Here is a 16,956-nt window from a genome sequence, read left to right on the forward strand (position 1 = left end):
CTCCGCGAGCGTGCCGGGTGCGGCCGGGACCGGATGTGATGCCGGGCGCCGGCGTCATGGGCGAGCCCGGAGTATACGTGTTCGACCTGCGGCGAAGCGGGGTGATCAGGCGTCGGGTTTGGTGTGTTCGGCGTCGACCCGCGCGGTGACACCGGTCTCGACGAGGGTGCGGGTGGCGTCCACCGAGGCGTAGATCCACAGGATCCGCATGGGCTCGGTGGCGGAGGCGTTGCGGAAGCGGTGTGGGGTGCCGGCGGCGACGTAGGTGGTGTCGAAGCGGCTCACGCGGTGTTCGGTGCCGTCGATCTCGACGATGGCGTCGCCTTCGAGGATGGTCACGCTCTCGGGGCAGTTGTGGGTGTGGAGCGGGATACCGGCGCCGCCCTCGAAGAGCGTCTGGCCGGTGAGGAAGACCTCCGCTCCGGCCGCCCGGGTGACCAGGGGGATGGTGCGGGCGCCACCGCCGCGGCTGAAGGCGGTCAGCTCGGCCGGGCGCAGGACGGCGGGCGGGAATGCGGCGAAGCAGGGTTCAGTGGTGGTGGGTTCGGGGGACATGGGGCTGTCTCTCCGGGGCGTGAGGGGGCTCAGGCGGTCGGCGCGGCAGGGGTGTGCTGGACGTTGTGCCGGACGGTGTGGCAGATCTCCGCCGCGAACTCCGTCGTGCCGAGGGTGCCGCCGATGTCGCGCGTGCGCGTGGTGGGGTTGTCCAGGACGGCGTCCACCGCGTTGCTGATCAGGGCGGCGGCCCGCACGAGCCGGTCGTCGCCGTCGCGTTGGCCGCGCCAGTCGAGGAGCATCGCGGCGGAGAGGATCAGCGAGGTGGGGTTGGCGATGCCCTGTCCCGCGATGTCTGGGGCGGAGCCGTGCTGGGCCTGGGCCACGCACAGGGTGTCGGAGGCGTTGATGGAGCCGCCCAGGCCGAGGCTGCCGGAGAGTTCGGAGGCTTCGTCGGAGAGGATGTCGCCGAACATGTTGGTGGTGACGATGACGTCGAAGCGCTGCGGGCTGCGGATCAGCAGGGCGGCGGTGGCGTCCACGATGAGCTCTTCGAGTTCGACGTCCGGGAATTCCTCGGCCACCTTGCGCACTTCGCGCAGGAACAGGCCGTCCGACAGCTTGACCACGTTGGCCTTGTGGACGGCCGTGACCTTCTTCCGGCGGCCCCGGGCCAGCTCGAAGGCCGCCCTGGCCACACGTCGGCTGGCCAGGGCGGTGACCTTGCGCAGGGACAGGGCGGTGTCCTCGTCGGGCATGAACTCGCCGCTGCCCGCGTACATGTTGCGGTCCGAGTAGAAGCCCTCGGTGTTCTCGCGGACGATCACCAGGTCCATCGGGTGGCGCAGGATGCTCAGCTCGGGGTGGGAACGGCAGGGCCGGATGTTGGCGTAGAGCTGGAAGACGGTGCGCAGCTCGGCCGAGGGGTTGATGCCGCCCTCGGCGCGTGGCGGATAGCCGTAGTGCGAGACGGGGCCGAGCAGCACACCGTCCGCCTGCGGGACGCGCTTCAGCACGGCGTCCGGCAGCGTGGTCCCGGATGCGGCCAGGGAGGCGAGGCCGATGTCGTGGGTCTCATAGGTCAGGCCGAGCCCGAGCCGGCGGTCGACGCTGTTCAGCACATCGAGGGTGGCCGCCGTGATCTCGGGGCCGATGCCGTCGCCGGGCAGTACCAGGATCTTCACCGAAGGCCTTTCTGGAGAGGCGATGGCGCGTTCCGGACCACACGCTAGACGGCGGCTTGGTTTTTTGAAAGACCGTTGTACCGAACCTTCCATCAGGCACACGTACCGCTCGTGATCCACCGGGCGTTCAGGCACCTATTGCCTCCACCCCTCACCGTCGCAGCGCCGCCCTCCCCGGCAGCGTCACCGCCGCCAGGCCCAGCCCCACCGCGCCCCCGGCGAAGGCCGCGTACAGCAGCGGAGGTACGTAAGGGGACTCGCCGGTGAGGCCGCGCATCATCGGGATCAGTGTCGCGGCGGCGATGGCCGTGCCGAGGGCGATGCCCGCGAGGGCCACGAGGAGGCCCTCCCAGTGCAGCATCCGCATCACCTGACGGCGGGTCGAGCCGATGAGGCGCAGCGTGCCGAGTTCGCGGCGGCGGTCGAGGACGGTCATCACGAGGGTGTTGGCAGCGGCGACGGCCGCGAAGCCGCCGAGGACGGCGACCATCGTGTAGTTGGCCCAGGCGTTGAGCTCGCGGTCGGTGTTCTGCTCGACGACGTAGCCGGAGGCGTCGGTGACCTCGCCGAGCCCCGTGAGAGACCCCGCGTCCCCGCCCCGTACCAGCAGCGTGCTGTCGAAACCCGAGGTGACATGGGGTGCGAGGGAGGCGCGGTCCATGGTCACGGTCGCGAGGCCGAGCCCGCGGCCATACACGGCGACGACCTCGGGGCTGGTCCTGGTGCCGTCCGGAAGGTACATCGGCAGCCTGTCGCCCACCTCGACCTTCGCCGATGTCGCGAGCGTCCTGTCGATGGCGACCCGCCCCTTGCCGACGCGGTCCAGGCTGCCGCCGCGCACATCGAGGTCCTGCACCTTCGCGAGCTGTGCGCCGGAGCCGGAGATCCCCTGCGTCGTCGAGCCCTGCAGCCACCGGTCGCCGCCGGAGCCGACGGCAACCAGCACCTGAGTGTCCAGAAGGCCTACGGCTGCTTCGACGCCGGGCGCGCGGGCGGCCCGTTCGGCGGCGTCGGCGGGCAGTCCGGCCGGGTCCGTGACGACGTGGTCGGCGGTGACTCCGGCGCGCAACTGCTTCGCGGCGACATGGCTCTCGCTCGTGTGCATGAAGACGAGCGTCGAGGCGAAGGCCATGGCCAGCACGATCGGGGTGATCGCGGAGGCCAACCTGCGTGCGTTCGTACGGGAGTTGGCGGCCGCGAGTGCCGCCGAGGCGTCTCCGCCGCGCAGCGCCAGCCCGAACAGCGCCGCGCACAACCGCGCCACCAGCGGGCCGAGCAGCGCGACGGCGAGCATGAAGAGCATGACGACGCCGAGGGCCGCGTTCGCCGCGTCGTCCCCGGCCGCACGGGCGGCGACCACGGTGAGGAACCCGCCGCCGACGAGGGCGCCCAGACCGAGCAGTATCCGGATCACCCCCGGCCGCAGCCGCTCCACCGACGCCTCGGTGAGCGCCTGCCCCGGCTTGATCCTCGCGGGCCGGCGCCCGGCCGCCCAGCCCGCGGCGAGCGCGGTCAGCAGCCCCGCGCCGACGGCGACGACGAGCGGGATCCAGGAGACATGCAGCTCCACGGCCTCCGGGATGGCCCCACGGTCCTTGAGCTGCCCGAACCACCAGTGCGCGAGCCCGATCCCGGGCAGACAGCCGACCAGCCCGGCGAGCGGCGCGACGAGCAGCCCCTCGGCGGCGACCGCGCGACGGATCTGCCGTGGCGTGGCGCCGACCGCACGCAGCAGCGCGAACTCCCGGGCACGCTGGGCGACCGACAGGGCGACCGTGCCGGACGCGGTGAATACGGCGACGGCGGCGGCGATCCCGCCGAAGGAGCCGCCGAGCCCGGTCAGCATCTCCTTGGCGTAACCGAGCCCGCGGTCCTCGACGCCGCCGCGGTCGTCGCCGGTGTGCACCTCGGCACCGGAGCCGGCGAGCGCCTTCTTCACCCCGGCGGCGAGCGCGTCGGCGTCCACCCCGCCCCCGGCCGTCACGGCGATCGCGTCGGCCTTACCGGGATGCCCGGCGAGCGCGGCGGACCCGGCGTCGGCGAACCAGGCGGTGGCCCCCTCGGTCACCTCACCGGATCCGGCCCTCGCCAGCCCGGACACCCGGAAGTCGGCCCGGCCACCGGCGGTTTCGAGGGGGATGATGTCGCCGACGTCCGCCCGAGCAGCCCCGGCGTCGAGCACGACCTCGCCGGAGCCGGGCGCGGTCCCGGAGGTGAGCGCGGCACCGGTGAAGGCGTGCGAGCCCCAGCCATGGCCGGTCAGCACGCCGTCGCCCTGGCGCACCGGGAACGTGAAGTCCGGTACCGCCGCCTCGACGCCGGGCACGCGGGCCACCTTGCCCGCCAGCGCGGCGTCCAGGCGCGCCATGTCCGGCAGCGGGTCCGCCGACTCGGTGCGGCTGTCGCCGCTGCCCGTGACGAGACGGGCGTACTGGTCCGCCGCCGCGACGACCGGCGCCTTCGCGTACCGCTCCGGCGGCACCGATGCGCGTACGCCCGTCTCCAGGAGGATGCCGCACGCCGAGACGATCAGCGCCGCCATCATCAGCGCGACGAACGTGCCCGCGAACGACGCGGGTTTGAAGCGTACGGCCGCACGGGCCAGGCCGTTGGGGGCGAAGCTCCTCACGCCGCCGCCCCCATCATCGCGCCCGCACGGGAGGTGAGGCCGGCCATCCGCGCCGCGATCTGCTCGGCCGAGCCGCGGTCGAGACCGTCGGCGAAGACGCCGTCCGCGAGGAACAGCACACGGTCCGCCCAGGCTGCCGCGACCGGGTCGTGGGTGACCATGACGACCGTGGCCCCGAGGGCGTCCACGGCGTGCCGGAGCAGACCGAGGATCTCGGCGGCGGTACCGGTGTCGAGAGCCCCGGTGGGCTCGTCGGCGAAGATCACGTCCGGGCTTGTGACCAGGGCACGGGCGATGGCGACGCGCTGCTGCTGGCCGCCGGACAGCTCACCGGGCCGGGACCGCGCCTTGTCGGCCAGTCCGACCCGCGCCAGCACCTCGGCCGCCCTGCGGCGGTCCCGGCGCTGCCCGGCGAGGCGCATCGGGAGCAGCACGTTCTGCTCGACGGTGAGGGACGGCAGGAGATTGAACGCCTGGAAGACGAAGCCGAGGCGGCTGCGGCGCAGCTCGGTGAGCCGGTTCTCGCGCATGCCCGTGATCTCCGTACCGCCGAGGCACACGGAACCGGCCGACGGCCGGTCGAGCCCTGCGGCGCACTGGAGGAAGGTGGACTTGCCGGAGCCGGACGGGCCCATGACGGCGGTGAACGAGCCGCGCGGCAGGGCGAGGTCGACGCCCGCGAGCGCGTGCACGGCTCCGGCGCCACGGCCGTACTGCCGCCGGACGCCGCGCAGTTCGACGGCGAGACCGGGCATGCCCTGGGCCTCCGGCCGGTCGTCCGTCTCCTGCCGCTTGCCCTTGCGCAGCCCCATGGTCCGCCCTCTCGCGATCTCTTCGAACCGATACCTCGAAGCTACGGATCACGGTGATCGCGGACCATGGTGGTCGCTGGCGGATCGTGGGTGGGGAAAACCCGAGACCCGGCCGCACGGGCCTGTCGTGATTCACCCCGTTCGTACGTGCCTCCAGCAGGACCCCGCGCCTGGGCCCTAGGCCGGTGCGCCGCCCCGCTCCGTCGGCCTGGGCTTGCTGGGGTCGCCCGCGCGGCGGTCCGGGCGGCCGGCGAGGGTGGTCCAGAGGTTGGCGTCGAAGGCCGCGTCGGGGAGCTGGGTGGCCATGTAGCGCACGCTGCGTTCGATCTTGACGCGCCACAGCCGGGCCGCCTCGTCGCCGTCGCCCTCGCGGAGCGCGTCGAAGATACGGGCGTCCTCCCGGGCGATGAGATCGACGGCGCCGTCCAGGAAGTCCAGCCCCAGGACGGTGATGAACATCCGCAGCCGCAGAGTGAGCCGCTGGAAGAAGAGGCTGGCCTGGGGCAGGTCGGCGGTTCGGGCGACCATGTCCTGGAAGTACAGGTCGGCCGCGCCGATGCGGTCGTGGGTGTGGGACTTCGCGATGGCGCGCACCTCGCCCAGGGCGGCGCGGATCCGGTGGAGTTCGGAGGAGTGCAGCATCGCGGCGCGGCGGAACAGCAGGGTGCCGAGCGCCGAGCGGACCGCGTAGAGGTCGAGGACCGTGTCGATGCCGACGCGGGGGACGGCGGTTCCTCCATCGGGCAGCGCCTCAAGGAGCCCCTCTCCGGCGAGCACGCGAAGTGCCTTGCCCAGGGCGCGGCGTGAGATCCCGAGCCGGTCCGCCAGCGGGGCCTCCTTCACCCGCTCGCCCGAGCGCAGCGTGGCGGTGAGCAGCGTTTCCAGCAACTCCTGGACCACAGGATCCGACAGGTCAGATGCCGCGCGCTCGGCGTCGGCGACACCTCCGGCGATGACGTTCCCGTCCTTGCGGATCCGCGTCTGCCCGCCGCCCGCATCACTTGAGTCATAAGTAGCGCCGATCCAGGCGAAGGCACCCGCCGGGGGTGTCCCGCCGTCGCACCAGCTGCGCAGGGCCGCGCGCAGCTTCGGCAGTGTGGTGCCGTAGCCCGTCGAGTCGTCGTGGCCGAGCGGTGCGGGGTGCGCGAGGAGGGCCTCGGCGGCGTCGAGCCATGACGATCCCTCGGGGTCGAACGAGAAGTGGCGCCGCTGCCCGCGCGGGTGCCGCTCCACCCATGCGTCGAGCGTGTCCCGGACACCCATCCCGCCGGGCGCGTCGGCGACGAGCAGATACACGTCCACATGGGCGGGCACCCTGGCCCCCAAGTCTTCGAGGAAGGAGTCCAGGGCGGCCGTACTCGCCGGTGCGGCCCAGCCCGCAGGGGTGAGCGCGTCGGCGACGGCGACGAGGTTCCGCGCACGGACGGCGAGCCTGCGCGCCTGCGGTGTCGGGGCGAGGGCGGCGCGCCCCGGCGTACCGTTCGACCGCCCCGCGGCGGCGAGCACCCGTGTCGTGCCGTCCAGGAACAGCCCGGCCACATCGCGGACCTCGACGCGCGGGAACGGGCTGCGAAGATCCCCGCGGGAGCTGCGCGCCTGCAGTCGGTGCTCGCGCCAGACACGGCTCACGGTCGCCTGGCTCAGCCCCGTCTCGGCGGCCATGACACGGGTCGACCACTCCCGTGCGCCGTCGGGCGGCGTATCGAGCAGGCGCGTCAGGATGCGCGCCACGACCGCCTCGTCGACCTTGCGGGGCCGCCCGGCACGCGGACGGTCGTCCAGGCCGTCCAGCCCGTGCTCGGCGAAGCGCGTGCGCCACTTGCGCACCATGTCCCGCGACATCCCGAGCCGCCCGGCGACCGCCGTGTCACCGGCCCCCTCGGCACAGGCCAGGACGATCTCGGCACGCTGCGCCAGCGCGTGCGAACCGTTGCGGCTACGGCTCAGGGCGAGCAGGGCCGCCCGCTCCGACTCCCGCAGGACGACGGCACCCCGGAGGTCTTCGGTCATGACCGGCAGCGTAGGCGAACTTATGAATCAACTGAACCTCCTCGCCGGGCCTGATCACCGAACCATTGTTGCCGCCTCAGGTGTGACCGCAGACTCCATGGCGCCCGGTGGACATCCCGTCGAAACCGACAAGCCACCCAGAGCTCACTTCATGCCCATGGAGCGCAAAGGAGCCATATCCATGGACCAATCGATCATCGACAAGCAGCCCTATGGCCGGTTCCACCGCAAACTGTTCGTGCTCTCCTCCGGTGGCCCGTTCCTGGACGGCTACATCCTCAGCATCATCGCCGTGGCGATGGTGGGCGCGAGCGATGAGCTGCGGCTGACCTCCTTCGACGAAGGACTGGTCGGGGCCGCCGCGCTGGTCGGTGTGCTGGTCGGCGGGCTCGTCTTCGGCCCGGTCACCGACCGGGTCGGCCGGCAGCTCATGTACACCATCGACCTGATCGCGCTGATCGTGGCCTCCGCCCTGGCACTGGTCGTCACCGACGCCTGGCAGCTGATCGCCGTACGCTTCCTCGCCGGGATAGCCATCGGCGCCGACCATCCCATCGCCACCGCGCTGCTCGCCGAATGGCTCCCTTCCCACCGACGAGGCCGCACCATGGGCGCCCTCGTCGGCACCTGGTTCATCGGCGCCTCGGTGTCCTACGGCGTCGGATACGTCTTCTCCGTGTTCGCCGGGCCCGACGCCTGGCGATGGGTGCTGGCCAGCGCCGCCGTCCCCGGCATCGTGTTCCTGCTCGCCCGCATCGGCACCCCCGAATCCCCGCGCTGGCTGCTGCGGCACAACCGCAGGGACGACGCCCGCGAGGCGCTCAAGACAGCGTTCGGCCGCTATCCGAGCGAGGAGGAGCTCAACCAACTCGCCGAGACCGAGCCGCCGCAGAGCGCGCGCATGCGGGACCTGTTCACCGGCGGATACCTGGGCCGCACCCTCTTCGCGGGCGGATTCTGGGCCTGCCAGGTCGCCCCCGCCTTCGCGATCTGGACCTTCTACCCGGTGGTGCTCGGCGCCTACGGCTTCGAGCAGGGCGACACCGCGCTGCTGTGGTCGCTGATCGTCTCCCTGGTGACCCTCGCGGGCTGCTACCCCTGTCTGCGCTGGGTCGACACCCTCGGCCGCAGGCCGGTGCTCATCTGGACCTTCGTCGCCGTCGCGGCCTCGATGACCGTCCTCGGCCTGTTCCCCGGCATGGCGATGGGCCTGGCGATCGTGATGTTCGTCGTCAACGCCCTCGCCCTGGGCGGCGGCAACACCCTCCAGTACATCTATCCGACCGAGCTGTTCCCCACCCATATCCGCGGCACCGCGATGGGGGTCGCCTCGTCCATCAGCCGGATCGGCGCTGCCGCGGGCACCTATCTGCTGCCCATCGGCCTGGACCACCTGGGCCTCGGCCCCACGATGCTCGCCGGCGGCGCGATCGCCCTCGCCGGATGCCTGATCAGCGTCGCCTGGGCGCCCGAGACCAAGGGCCTGGCCCTGCACGAGACCGCGGCCGTCGGACCGAGGCCCGTCGCGAAGGCCACATCCGGCGTCCGCTAGGGCCCGCCCGGCCGCCCTTGGCCAGGCCGCCACGCTCCACGTCTCCCCGTCTTCAGGAAGCACTTCAGGAAGCACCCACCCATGACCTTCCAGCGCATGATCCATGCCGTCGAGACGCACTCGGGCGAACCGATGCGCGTCATCACCGGCGGTGTCCCGCACATCCCCGGCAACTCCGTCTACGAACAGATGAAGTGGCTGGAGGCGGGCGACGACCAGCTGCGCAAGCTGATGCTGCGCGAACCCCGCGGCTATCCGCCGCTGTGCTGCAACCTGATCGTGCCGCCCAAGCACCCGGACGCGGCGGCCGGCTTCATCGTCATGGAGCAGGTCGAGTACCCGGTGATGAGCGGCGGCAACACCATCTCCGTGGCGACCGTGCTGCTGGAGACCGGCATGATCCCCATGCGGGAACCCGTCACCGAGTTCAAGCTCGAATCGCCCGCCGGGGTCATCGGCATCCGCGCCGAATGCCGGGACGGCAAGGTCAGGAACGTCACCTTCGAGAACGTGCCGGCCTTCGCCGCGCACCTCGACGCGAAGATCGACGTCCCCGAACTCGGCAGGGTCACCGTCGACGTCGGCTGGGGCGGCATGTTCTACGTCATCGCCGACGTCCGTCAGTTCGACCACCTGGAGCTCGTCCCGGAACAGGGCCGCGAGATCGCCCGGGTCTCCTCGCTCATCCTCAGGGCCGCACAGGAGCAACTGCCCGTCGAGCACCCCGACTACCCGGGCATCGGCATCACCATCTCCCAGCTCTCCGGCCCGACGGACAACCCCAACGCCGACCGGAAGAACGCCGTGACCATGGCCAGCGGCCCGGTCGACCTCGACAACCCCGCCACCTGGACCGGCTCCGTCGACCGCTGCCCCTGCGGCACCGGCACCTGCGCCCGTATGGCCACCCTGCACGCCAAGGGCGAACTCGCCCTGCACGAGCCGTTCCGCCACGAGGGGATCCTCGGCACGGTCTACACCGGCGAGCTCATCCGCAGCACCAAGGTCGGCCCGTACGACGCGGTCGTGCCCACCGTCGGCGGCCAGGCCTGGATCACCGGCTACAGCACCTGGGTCCTCGACCCCGAGGACCCGTTCACCGAGGGCTTCACCCTGGGCGACCTCTGGGCCTAGCACCCGGCCGTCCGCGACCGACCCCCGTACACACCGCGAAGGAAACACTCCATGACCCTGCACGACGCCGCAGAGCGAGAACTCGTCCGCCTGGAAACGACGCCCGCCTCCGCCCCGTACTCAGCCGCCGTGGCCCTGGGCGACCTGGTGTGGACGAGCGGCGCGCTGCCCACGCAGCCGGACGGCAGCTGCCCCGCCGACTTCACCGACCAGGTGCGCGCCGCGCTCGCCAATCTGGAGCGGCAACTGAAGGCGGCGGGCGCCGACTTCTCGACCGTCCTGAAGATCAACGGCTATGTCTCCGACATCGAGCGCCTGCCGGAGCTCAACAAGGTCTACGACGACGTCGTCAACGTCCACGGCAAGCCGGCCCGCACGACCGTCGAGGTCTCCCGCTTCCGCGGCCAGGTCCAGGTCGAGTTCGAGGCCGTCGCCCACCGCAAGCGGTCCTGACCACCGGGACGGGAGCCGAACAGTGAAAACCACCGTGATCGGCGCGGGAGTCATCGGACTCGCCTGTGCCTACGAACTCTCCGAACTGGGCCACGAGGTCACCGTCGTCGACGCGGGCACCGCCGGCGCCGCGGCATCGGCGGGCAACGCCGGATGGATCACCCCCTTCCTCTCCATGCCACGTGCCGCCCCCGGCGCCGTGCGCGACGCCCTCAGCAGCTTCACCTCCGCCGAGGGCCCGGCCCGGATGCGCCCCCACCTCGAAGCCGGCTTCGCCTCCTGGGTGCTGCGGTTCCTGCTGGCCGGCTCCAGGAAGCGCAGCGCACGGGCGACGGCGGCGCTCCAGCGGTTCTCCCGCCACGCACTCGAACACGTCGACTCGCTGCTCGACCGCGGCGTCGAGTTCGAGCACCACACCGACGGTCTCGCGGTGGTGTTCAAGCAGGCGGCCAACCTGGAGAACTACCGGCGGACCGCGGCCCGGATGCGCACCCTCGGCTACGACGGCACCATCACCGTCCACCGGGGCTCGGACGTCACGGACTTCGACCCGGCGATCAGCAGCGAGGTCGCGGGCGTGCTGCACCTGGAGAGCGAACGCCACGTACGGCCCGAGTCACTCAGCCAGGGCCTCGCCAAATCCCTGCTGAACAACGGCGGTTCACTCATCGAGGGCGAGCCGGTCCGGCGGATCCTCCCGCAGCGGACGCCCGGCACCTGGACGGTCGTCACCGCCGGCGGCAAGGAGATCCCCTCAGACCATGTGGTCGTCGCCGCCGGGTACGCCACCCGCGCACTGCTGAAGCCACTCGGGGTGACCGTGCCGCTGGAGGCCGCCAAGGGCACCAGCATGACGGCACGCGGCGAGGGCATCGCCCCGTCGCACCCGCTCAAGCTGTACGAGAACATGGTCGCCTGTTCGCCGTTCGACGACGGCGTACGCCTGTCGGGCACCTTCGACATCGGCCGCCGCGACTTCGCCCTCAACCGGCGGCGCCTCGACATGGTCGTCCGCCACGGCCTGAGCTATCTCGCCGACTGGCGGCCCACCGAGACCCGGAGCACCTGGGTGGGGCATCGCCCGACATCCGTCGACGACACCCCGATCATCGGCCCCGTCGCCGGCCGCCCCGGCCTCTACCTGGCCACCGGACACGGCACCCTCGGCGTCTCCCTCGCCCCCGTGACCGGAGCCCTCGCCGCACGCGAGATCGCGGGCCGCGGCGAGCAGAGCGAGCTGACCCCCTTCCGGCTGTCGCGCTTCGGCGCCCGCGCCGTCCGCCCCGCCACCCTCTGACCCCCGAACCAGGAGTACGCCCCCATGACCGGCGCCAACCACCCCCTCACCGGCAACTTCCACGTACCCGCCCCCGAGAACGAGCCCGTCCGCGACTACCGCCCCGGCTCGCCGGAATCCCTCGCCACCGAGGCCGAGATCAAGCGCATCGGCGGCATCACCCAGCCGATCCCGCTCTCCATCGGCGGCAAGGTCTTCGAGACGGCCCACACGCAGCCCGTCGTGTCTCCCCACGACCACCAGCGCGTCCTCGGCCAGTTGAGCCTCGCCGACGAGTCCCACGTACGCGCCGCCATCGACGCCTCGCTGGAGGCCCGCCACGACTGGTCCCGGACGCCCTGGTTCGAGCGGATCTCGGTCTTCCTGCGCGCCGCCGAGCTGGTCACCGACAAGTACCGCGACGAGGTCAACGCGGCCACGATGCTCAACCAGTCCAAGACCTTCCACCAGGCCGAGATCGACGGCGCCTGCGAACTCGCCGACCTGCTGCGCTTCAACGCGCACTACGCCGAGGAGATCTACTCCCGCCAGCCCAAGTCCACCCAGGGCGAGCAGAACTACCTGGACCAGCGCGGCCTGGAGGGCTTCGTCCTGGCCGTCACCCCGTTCAACTTCACCAACATCGCGGGCAATCTGCCGGCCACCGCCGCCATGATGGGCAACACCGTGGTGTGGAAGCCCTCGGAGAAGTCGGCGCTGAGCACGGACGTCGTACGCCGTGTCTTCGAGGAGGCGGGACTGCCGCCCGGCGTCATCAACTGCGTGCACGGCGACGGGAAGATGGTCACCGACATCGCGCTCGCCGACCCCGATCTGGCGGGCCTGTCCTTCACCGGCTCGACCCAGGTCTTCCGCGAGCTGTGGAAGAAGGTCGCCCACCACATCGACACGTACAAGGGCTATCCGCGGATCGTCGGCGAGACCGGCGGCAAGAACGCCGTCATCGCGCACCCGTCCGCCGACGTCCAGGCCCTGCTCACCGGGCTGACCCGCGGCGCCTTCGAGTTCCAGGGCCAGAAGTGCTCCGCCGCCTCGCGCGCCTACATCCCGCGCAGCGTCTGGACCAGGCTCAAGGACCGGCTGGCCGAGCAGATCGAGTCCCTGGTCGTCGGTGATGTCGCCGACCACGCCACCTTCCTCGGCGCCGTCATCGACGAGGTCGCCCACGACCGGCTCGCCGACGCCATCGCCCGCGCCAAGTCCCTCGACACCCACACCCTGATCGCGGGCGGCACCACCTCCAAGGAGATCGGCTACTTCGTACGCCCCACGGTCTTCGAGACCACCGACCCGACGGCGTTCACCCTCACCACCGAGTTCTTCGGCCCGTTCCTGACCGTCTACGTCTACGAGGACAAGGACTGGACCGAGACGCTCAAGCTCGCCGACCGCACCAGCCAGTACGGCCTGACCGCGTCCGTCTACGCCGATGACCGCAAGGCGGTCGCCGAGGCCCTGGACATCCTGCGCGACACCTCCGGTTACCTCGCCATCAACGACAAGCCCGCCGGAATGTCCATCGGCAAGCAGCAGTTCGCGGGTGCCCGCGCCTCGGGCACCAACGACAAGATCGGCTCCCCGCTCGCCCTGCAGCGATGGCTCAGCGGCCGGTTCGTCAAGGAGAACCTCGCCCCCGACACCGATTACCGCTACCCGTACATGGGCGTCTGACAGACCCCTGACCGCGGTACCGCGCCCCCTTCGACCGTCCCTCGGAGTACGCCATGCCCTCTATCGACCCCCTGCTCCAGCCGTACCACCTCAAGCACCTCCGTCTGAAGAACCGCGTGGTCAGCACGTCGCACGAACCGGCCTACGCGCAGGACGGGATGCCCAAGGAGCGCTATCTGCGCTACCACTTGGAGAAGGCCAGGGGCGGACTGGCGCTCACGATGATGGGGGGCGCGGCCTGCGTCGCACCCGACTCGCCGGCCTTCGTCAACAACCTCGAACTCTTCCGCGACGAGATCGTGCCCTACTTCCGGGCGATCGCGGACGCCGTGCACGAACACGACACGCTGGTCATGTGCCAGGTGACCCACGCGGGTCGCCGTACCAGCAACTACGAGGTGGACTGGCTGCCGATCGTGTCGGCGTCCGGGGACCGCGAGCCCCAGCACAAGGCGTTCCCGAAGACCGCCGAGGACTGGGACATCGAGCGGATCGTCGCCGCGTACGCGGATGCGGCCGAGCGGTGCAAAGCCGGTGGCCTGGACGGGATCGAGCTCATGGGATACGGCCATCTGCTCGACCAGTTCTGGTCCCCGGCCACCAACCACCGCGGCGACGCGTGGGGCGGCGACTTCGAGCGCCGGCTCCGCTTCCCGACCGAGGTCATCCGGGCGGTGCGCGAGCGTGTGGGTGAGGACTTCGTCGTCGGCCTGCGGATCGCCGTCGACGAGGCACGCCCCGGCGGAATGGGGGGCGAGGAGGGCATGGCGGTGGCGCGGCGCCTGACCGCCGAGGGCATCGACTTCCTCAGCGTCGTCCGCGGCAGCCTCGACAGCGACCACAGCACCTCCCGGGTCATCGCCCCCATGGGCACCCCGTCCGCCGCGCATCTGGACTTCGCAGGCGAGGTCAAACGCGCCCTGGGCGTCCCGGTGATGCACTCCGGACGCATCGCCGATCTGCCCACCGCACGCCATGCCATCCGCGAGGGCCTGCTCGACATGGTCGGCATGACCCGGGCCCATATGGCCGACCCGCATCTGATGCGACGCCTGGCCGAAGGGCAGGAGGACCGCATCCGCCCCTGCGTGGGCGCCGGTTACTGCATCGACCGCCTCTACCAGGGCGGCGACGCCCTCTGCGTCCACAACGCGGCGACCGGCCGGGAGACCCTGCTCCCGCACGACATCCCCGTGACGGGGAAGCCCAGGACCGCCGTGGTCGTCGGCGCGGGCCCCGCCGGTCTGGAGGCGGCACGCGTCCTCGCGGAACGCGGCCACCAGGTGACGGTGCTGGAGGCCGGTGCCAGGCCCGGCGGTCAGATCGCCATCGCCTCGGCCCCCGGGCGCCGCCGCGACCTCATCGGCATCGTCGACTGGCGCGTCGAGGAATGCCGGCGCCTAGGCGTCAAGATCCGCTGCAACACCTACGCGGACGCCGACGACGTACGGGCCGAGAACCCGGACGTGGTGATCATCGCCACCGGCGGCATCCCGAACACCGAGGTCGTGGACGGCCCGGCGAACCTCGTCACCGACACCTGGCAGATCCTCACCCGCGAGGTGAAACCAGCCCGGACGGTCCTCGTGTACGAGGACAACGGCGACCACCCGGGCCTGGCCGCCGCCGAGTTCCTGGCCGAGGCGGGCTCCGAGGTCGAGTTCGTCACCCCCGAGCGCATGGTCGGCCCCCTGGTCGGCTGCACCAACGCCCCCGCCTATCTGAAGGCCTTCGCCGAGCACTCGGTCCTCACCACCCTCAACTCCCGCGTCACCCACGTGGAACGGGACGCCGACCGCCGGCTGAAGGTCACCCTCACCGACGGGTACGCGGGCACGACACGGACCCGCGTCGTCGACCAACTGGTCGTCGAACACGGCACGACCCCCGTCGACGACCTCTACTTCGAGCTGAAGCCGCTCTCCTCGAACCACGGCGAGACCGACCAGGCCGCACTCCTGCGCCTCGACGCACAGCAGGTCGTACGCAACGGCGACGGCACCTTCCAGCTGTTCCGGATCGGTGACGCCGTCTCCAGCCGCAACATTCACGCGGCGATCCTCGACGCCTACCGCCTGTGTCTGGCGCTCTGACCAACTCCCTCACGCACAGCCCCCATTGGAGTACCCCCATGTCCGATCTCACCGGCAAGGTCGCCCTCATCTCCGGCGCCGCACGCGGCCAGGGCGCGGCCGAGGCCCGTCTGTTCGTCGAGCGCGGCGCGAAGGTCGTCATCGCCGACGTGCTCGACGAGGACGCCTGGAAGCTCGCCGCCGACCTGGGCGCCGACAACGCCACCGCCGTACACCTCGACGTCAGCGACCCCGAGCAGTGGGCCGCGGCGCTGGACGCGGGCCGGGAGGCCTTCGGCAAGGTCGACGTCCTGGTGAACAACGCCGGCATCTACTTCCAGGGCGCGATCACCGAGACACCGGTGGAGCGCTACCGCAAGCTGATCGACGTCAACCAGATCGGCGTCTTCCTCGGCATGCGGACCCTCGCCCCGCACATGGCGTCGCTGGGCGGCGGCTCGATCGTCAACATCGTGTCGATGTCGTCGTTCGCCCCGCTGGACCTGACCTCCGCGTACGCCTCGACGAAGTCCGCCCTGCTGGGCATGTCCAAGGCGGCCGTCGGTGAGCTCGGACCGCTCGGCATCCGCGTCAACATGATCCATCCCGGCGGCGTCGCCACCGACATGGGCGCCCCGGCGGGCGTCGTACCCGAGGCGTACAAGCAGGCCCCTCTGGGTCGGATCGGGGAGCCGCGCGAGATCGCCACGGTCGCCGCCTTCCTCGCCTCCGACGACAGCTCGTACTGCAGCGGTGCCGAGATCCTCGTCGACGGCGGATGGACCGTCGGCACCCGCAACCCGTGGGCCACCGCGCAGTAGCGCCCGCCCATCCGAAAGGAAACCGCTCATGACCCTGAAGATCGTGGTCAGTGTGAAGTACGTGCCCGACGCGGCCGGCGACCGCACCTTCGCGGACGACTTCACCGTGGACCGGGACGAAGCCGACGGACTGCTGTCCGAGCTGGACGAATACGCCGTGGAACAGGCGCTGCGGATCGCCGAGGCCGTGGAGGACGCCGAGGTCACCGTGGTGACGGTGGGTCCGGAGGACGCCCGGGCCGCGTTGGGCAAGGCCCTGTCCATGGGAGCCGACAACGCCATCCACGTCGAGGACGACGACCTGCACGGAACGGATGCCATCGGCACCTCGCTGGTGCTGGCCAAGGCCATCGAGAAGACGGGCTTCGACCTCGTCGTCTGCGGCATGGCCTCCACCGACGGCGCCATGGGCGTGCTCCCGGCCATGCTCGCCGAGCGGCTCGACGTCCCCCAGGTCACCCTGCTGTCCGAGGTCTCCGTCCACGACGGGGCCGTCATCGGACGCCGCGACGGCGACGCCGCGTCCGAGCGGCTTCAGGCAGCGCTGCCCGCGATCGTCTCCGTCACCGACCAGTCCGGCGAGGCCCGTTACCCCTCCTTCAAGGGGATCATGGCGGCCAAGAAGAAGCCGGTGGAGACCCTGGATCTGGACGATCTCGGCCTGGAAGGCGACGAGTTGGGCCTGGCGGGCTCCTACACCGTCGTGGAGGCCGCAGCCGAGCGTCCGGCCCGCACGGCGGGTGTGATCGTCAAGGACGAGGGCGAGGGCGGCAAGCAGCTCGCCGAGTTCCTCGCGGGCCAGAAGTTCATCTGATTCCACAGGAGT

13 protein-coding genes are annotated in these 16,956 nt (G+C 71.3%); 8 read left to right on the plus strand and 5 right to left on the minus strand.

Annotated features, from left to right (window positions below):
- Positions 1–105 precede the first annotated feature (105 nt).
- The 5 genes from IE325_RS22825 to IE325_RS22845 all read right to left on the minus strand — a co-directional run bounded on the left by IE325_RS22825 (position 106) and on the right by IE325_RS22845 (position 7,130).
- The gene (locus IE325_RS22825; protein WP_190071862.1) at positions 106–555 is read right to left on the minus strand and encodes a cupin domain-containing protein; all 450 of its coding nucleotides are present in this window, start codon (positions 553–555) and stop codon (positions 106–108) included.
- A 29-nt stretch (positions 556–584) separates the two neighbouring features.
- On the minus strand, positions 585–1,679 hold the full coding sequence (locus IE325_RS22830) for an isocitrate/isopropylmalate dehydrogenase family protein (protein WP_190071863.1): 1,095 nt from the start codon (positions 1,677–1,679) through the stop codon (positions 585–587).
- Between the two features lie 151 nt (positions 1,680–1,830).
- Positions 1,831–4,308, minus strand: coding sequence for an ABC transporter permease (locus tag IE325_RS22835; RefSeq protein WP_190071864.1), 2,478 nt, complete (start codon positions 4,306–4,308; stop codon positions 1,831–1,833).
- Positions 4,305–5,120, minus strand: a complete 816-nt coding sequence (locus IE325_RS22840) for an ABC transporter ATP-binding protein (RefSeq protein WP_190071865.1) — start codon at positions 5,118–5,120, stop codon at positions 4,305–4,307. The genes IE325_RS22835 and IE325_RS22840 overlap by 4 nt, the downstream gene beginning before the upstream one ends.
- Before the next feature lie 177 nt (positions 5,121–5,297).
- The gene (locus IE325_RS22845) at positions 5,298–7,130 is read right to left on the minus strand and encodes a helix-turn-helix domain-containing protein (protein WP_190071866.1); all 1,833 of its coding nucleotides are present in this window, start codon (positions 7,128–7,130) and stop codon (positions 5,298–5,300) included.
- 181 nt (positions 7,131–7,311) lie between these two features.
- Here IE325_RS22845 and IE325_RS22850 point away from each other — a divergent pair, with 181 nt between their 5' ends.
- From IE325_RS22850 to IE325_RS22885, 8 genes are all read left to right on the plus strand, one after another.
- Positions 7,312–8,682 (plus strand): MFS transporter, encoded by a 1,371-nt coding sequence (locus IE325_RS22850; RefSeq protein WP_190071867.1) that lies wholly within the window; start codon positions 7,312–7,314, stop codon positions 8,680–8,682.
- Positions 8,683–8,763: 81 nt separating this feature from the next.
- The gene (locus IE325_RS22855; RefSeq protein WP_190071868.1) at positions 8,764–9,816 is read left to right on the plus strand and encodes a proline racemase family protein; all 1,053 of its coding nucleotides are present in this window, start codon (positions 8,764–8,766) and stop codon (positions 9,814–9,816) included.
- A 51-nt stretch (positions 9,817–9,867) separates the two neighbouring features.
- Complete coding sequence (locus tag IE325_RS22860) at positions 9,868–10,269, plus strand: RidA family protein (RefSeq protein ID WP_190071869.1); 402 nt, start codon at positions 9,868–9,870, stop codon at positions 10,267–10,269.
- 22 nt (positions 10,270–10,291) lie between these two features.
- Positions 10,292–11,566: an NAD(P)/FAD-dependent oxidoreductase gene (locus IE325_RS22865; protein ID WP_190071870.1), complete on the plus strand. Its 1,275-nt coding sequence runs from the start codon at positions 10,292–10,294 to the stop codon at positions 11,564–11,566.
- 24 nt (positions 11,567–11,590) lie between these two features.
- Positions 11,591–13,237 (plus strand): L-glutamate gamma-semialdehyde dehydrogenase, encoded by a 1,647-nt coding sequence (pruA, locus tag IE325_RS22870; protein ID WP_190071871.1) that lies wholly within the window; start codon positions 11,591–11,593, stop codon positions 13,235–13,237.
- Positions 13,238–13,290: 53 nt separating this feature from the next.
- Positions 13,291–15,330 carry an NADH:flavin oxidoreductase gene (locus IE325_RS22875; RefSeq protein ID WP_190071872.1) on the plus strand — a complete coding sequence of 680 codons (2,040 nt, stop codon included), beginning with the start codon at positions 13,291–13,293 and terminating at the stop codon, positions 15,328–15,330.
- Positions 15,331–15,368: 38 nt separating this feature from the next.
- Positions 15,369–16,130 carry an SDR family NAD(P)-dependent oxidoreductase gene (locus IE325_RS22880; protein WP_190071873.1) on the plus strand — a complete coding sequence of 254 codons (762 nt, stop codon included), beginning with the start codon at positions 15,369–15,371 and terminating at the stop codon, positions 16,128–16,130.
- A 28-nt stretch (positions 16,131–16,158) separates the two neighbouring features.
- Positions 16,159–16,944 carry an electron transfer flavoprotein subunit beta/FixA family protein gene (locus tag IE325_RS22885; RefSeq protein ID WP_190071874.1) on the plus strand — a complete coding sequence of 262 codons (786 nt, stop codon included), beginning with the start codon at positions 16,159–16,161 and terminating at the stop codon, positions 16,942–16,944.
- Positions 16,945–16,956: the final 12 nt, after the last annotated feature.

This window comes from Streptomyces lanatus (assembly GCF_014655715.1).
Lineage (GTDB): Bacteria > Actinomycetota > Actinomycetes > Streptomycetales > Streptomycetaceae > Streptomyces > Streptomyces lanatus.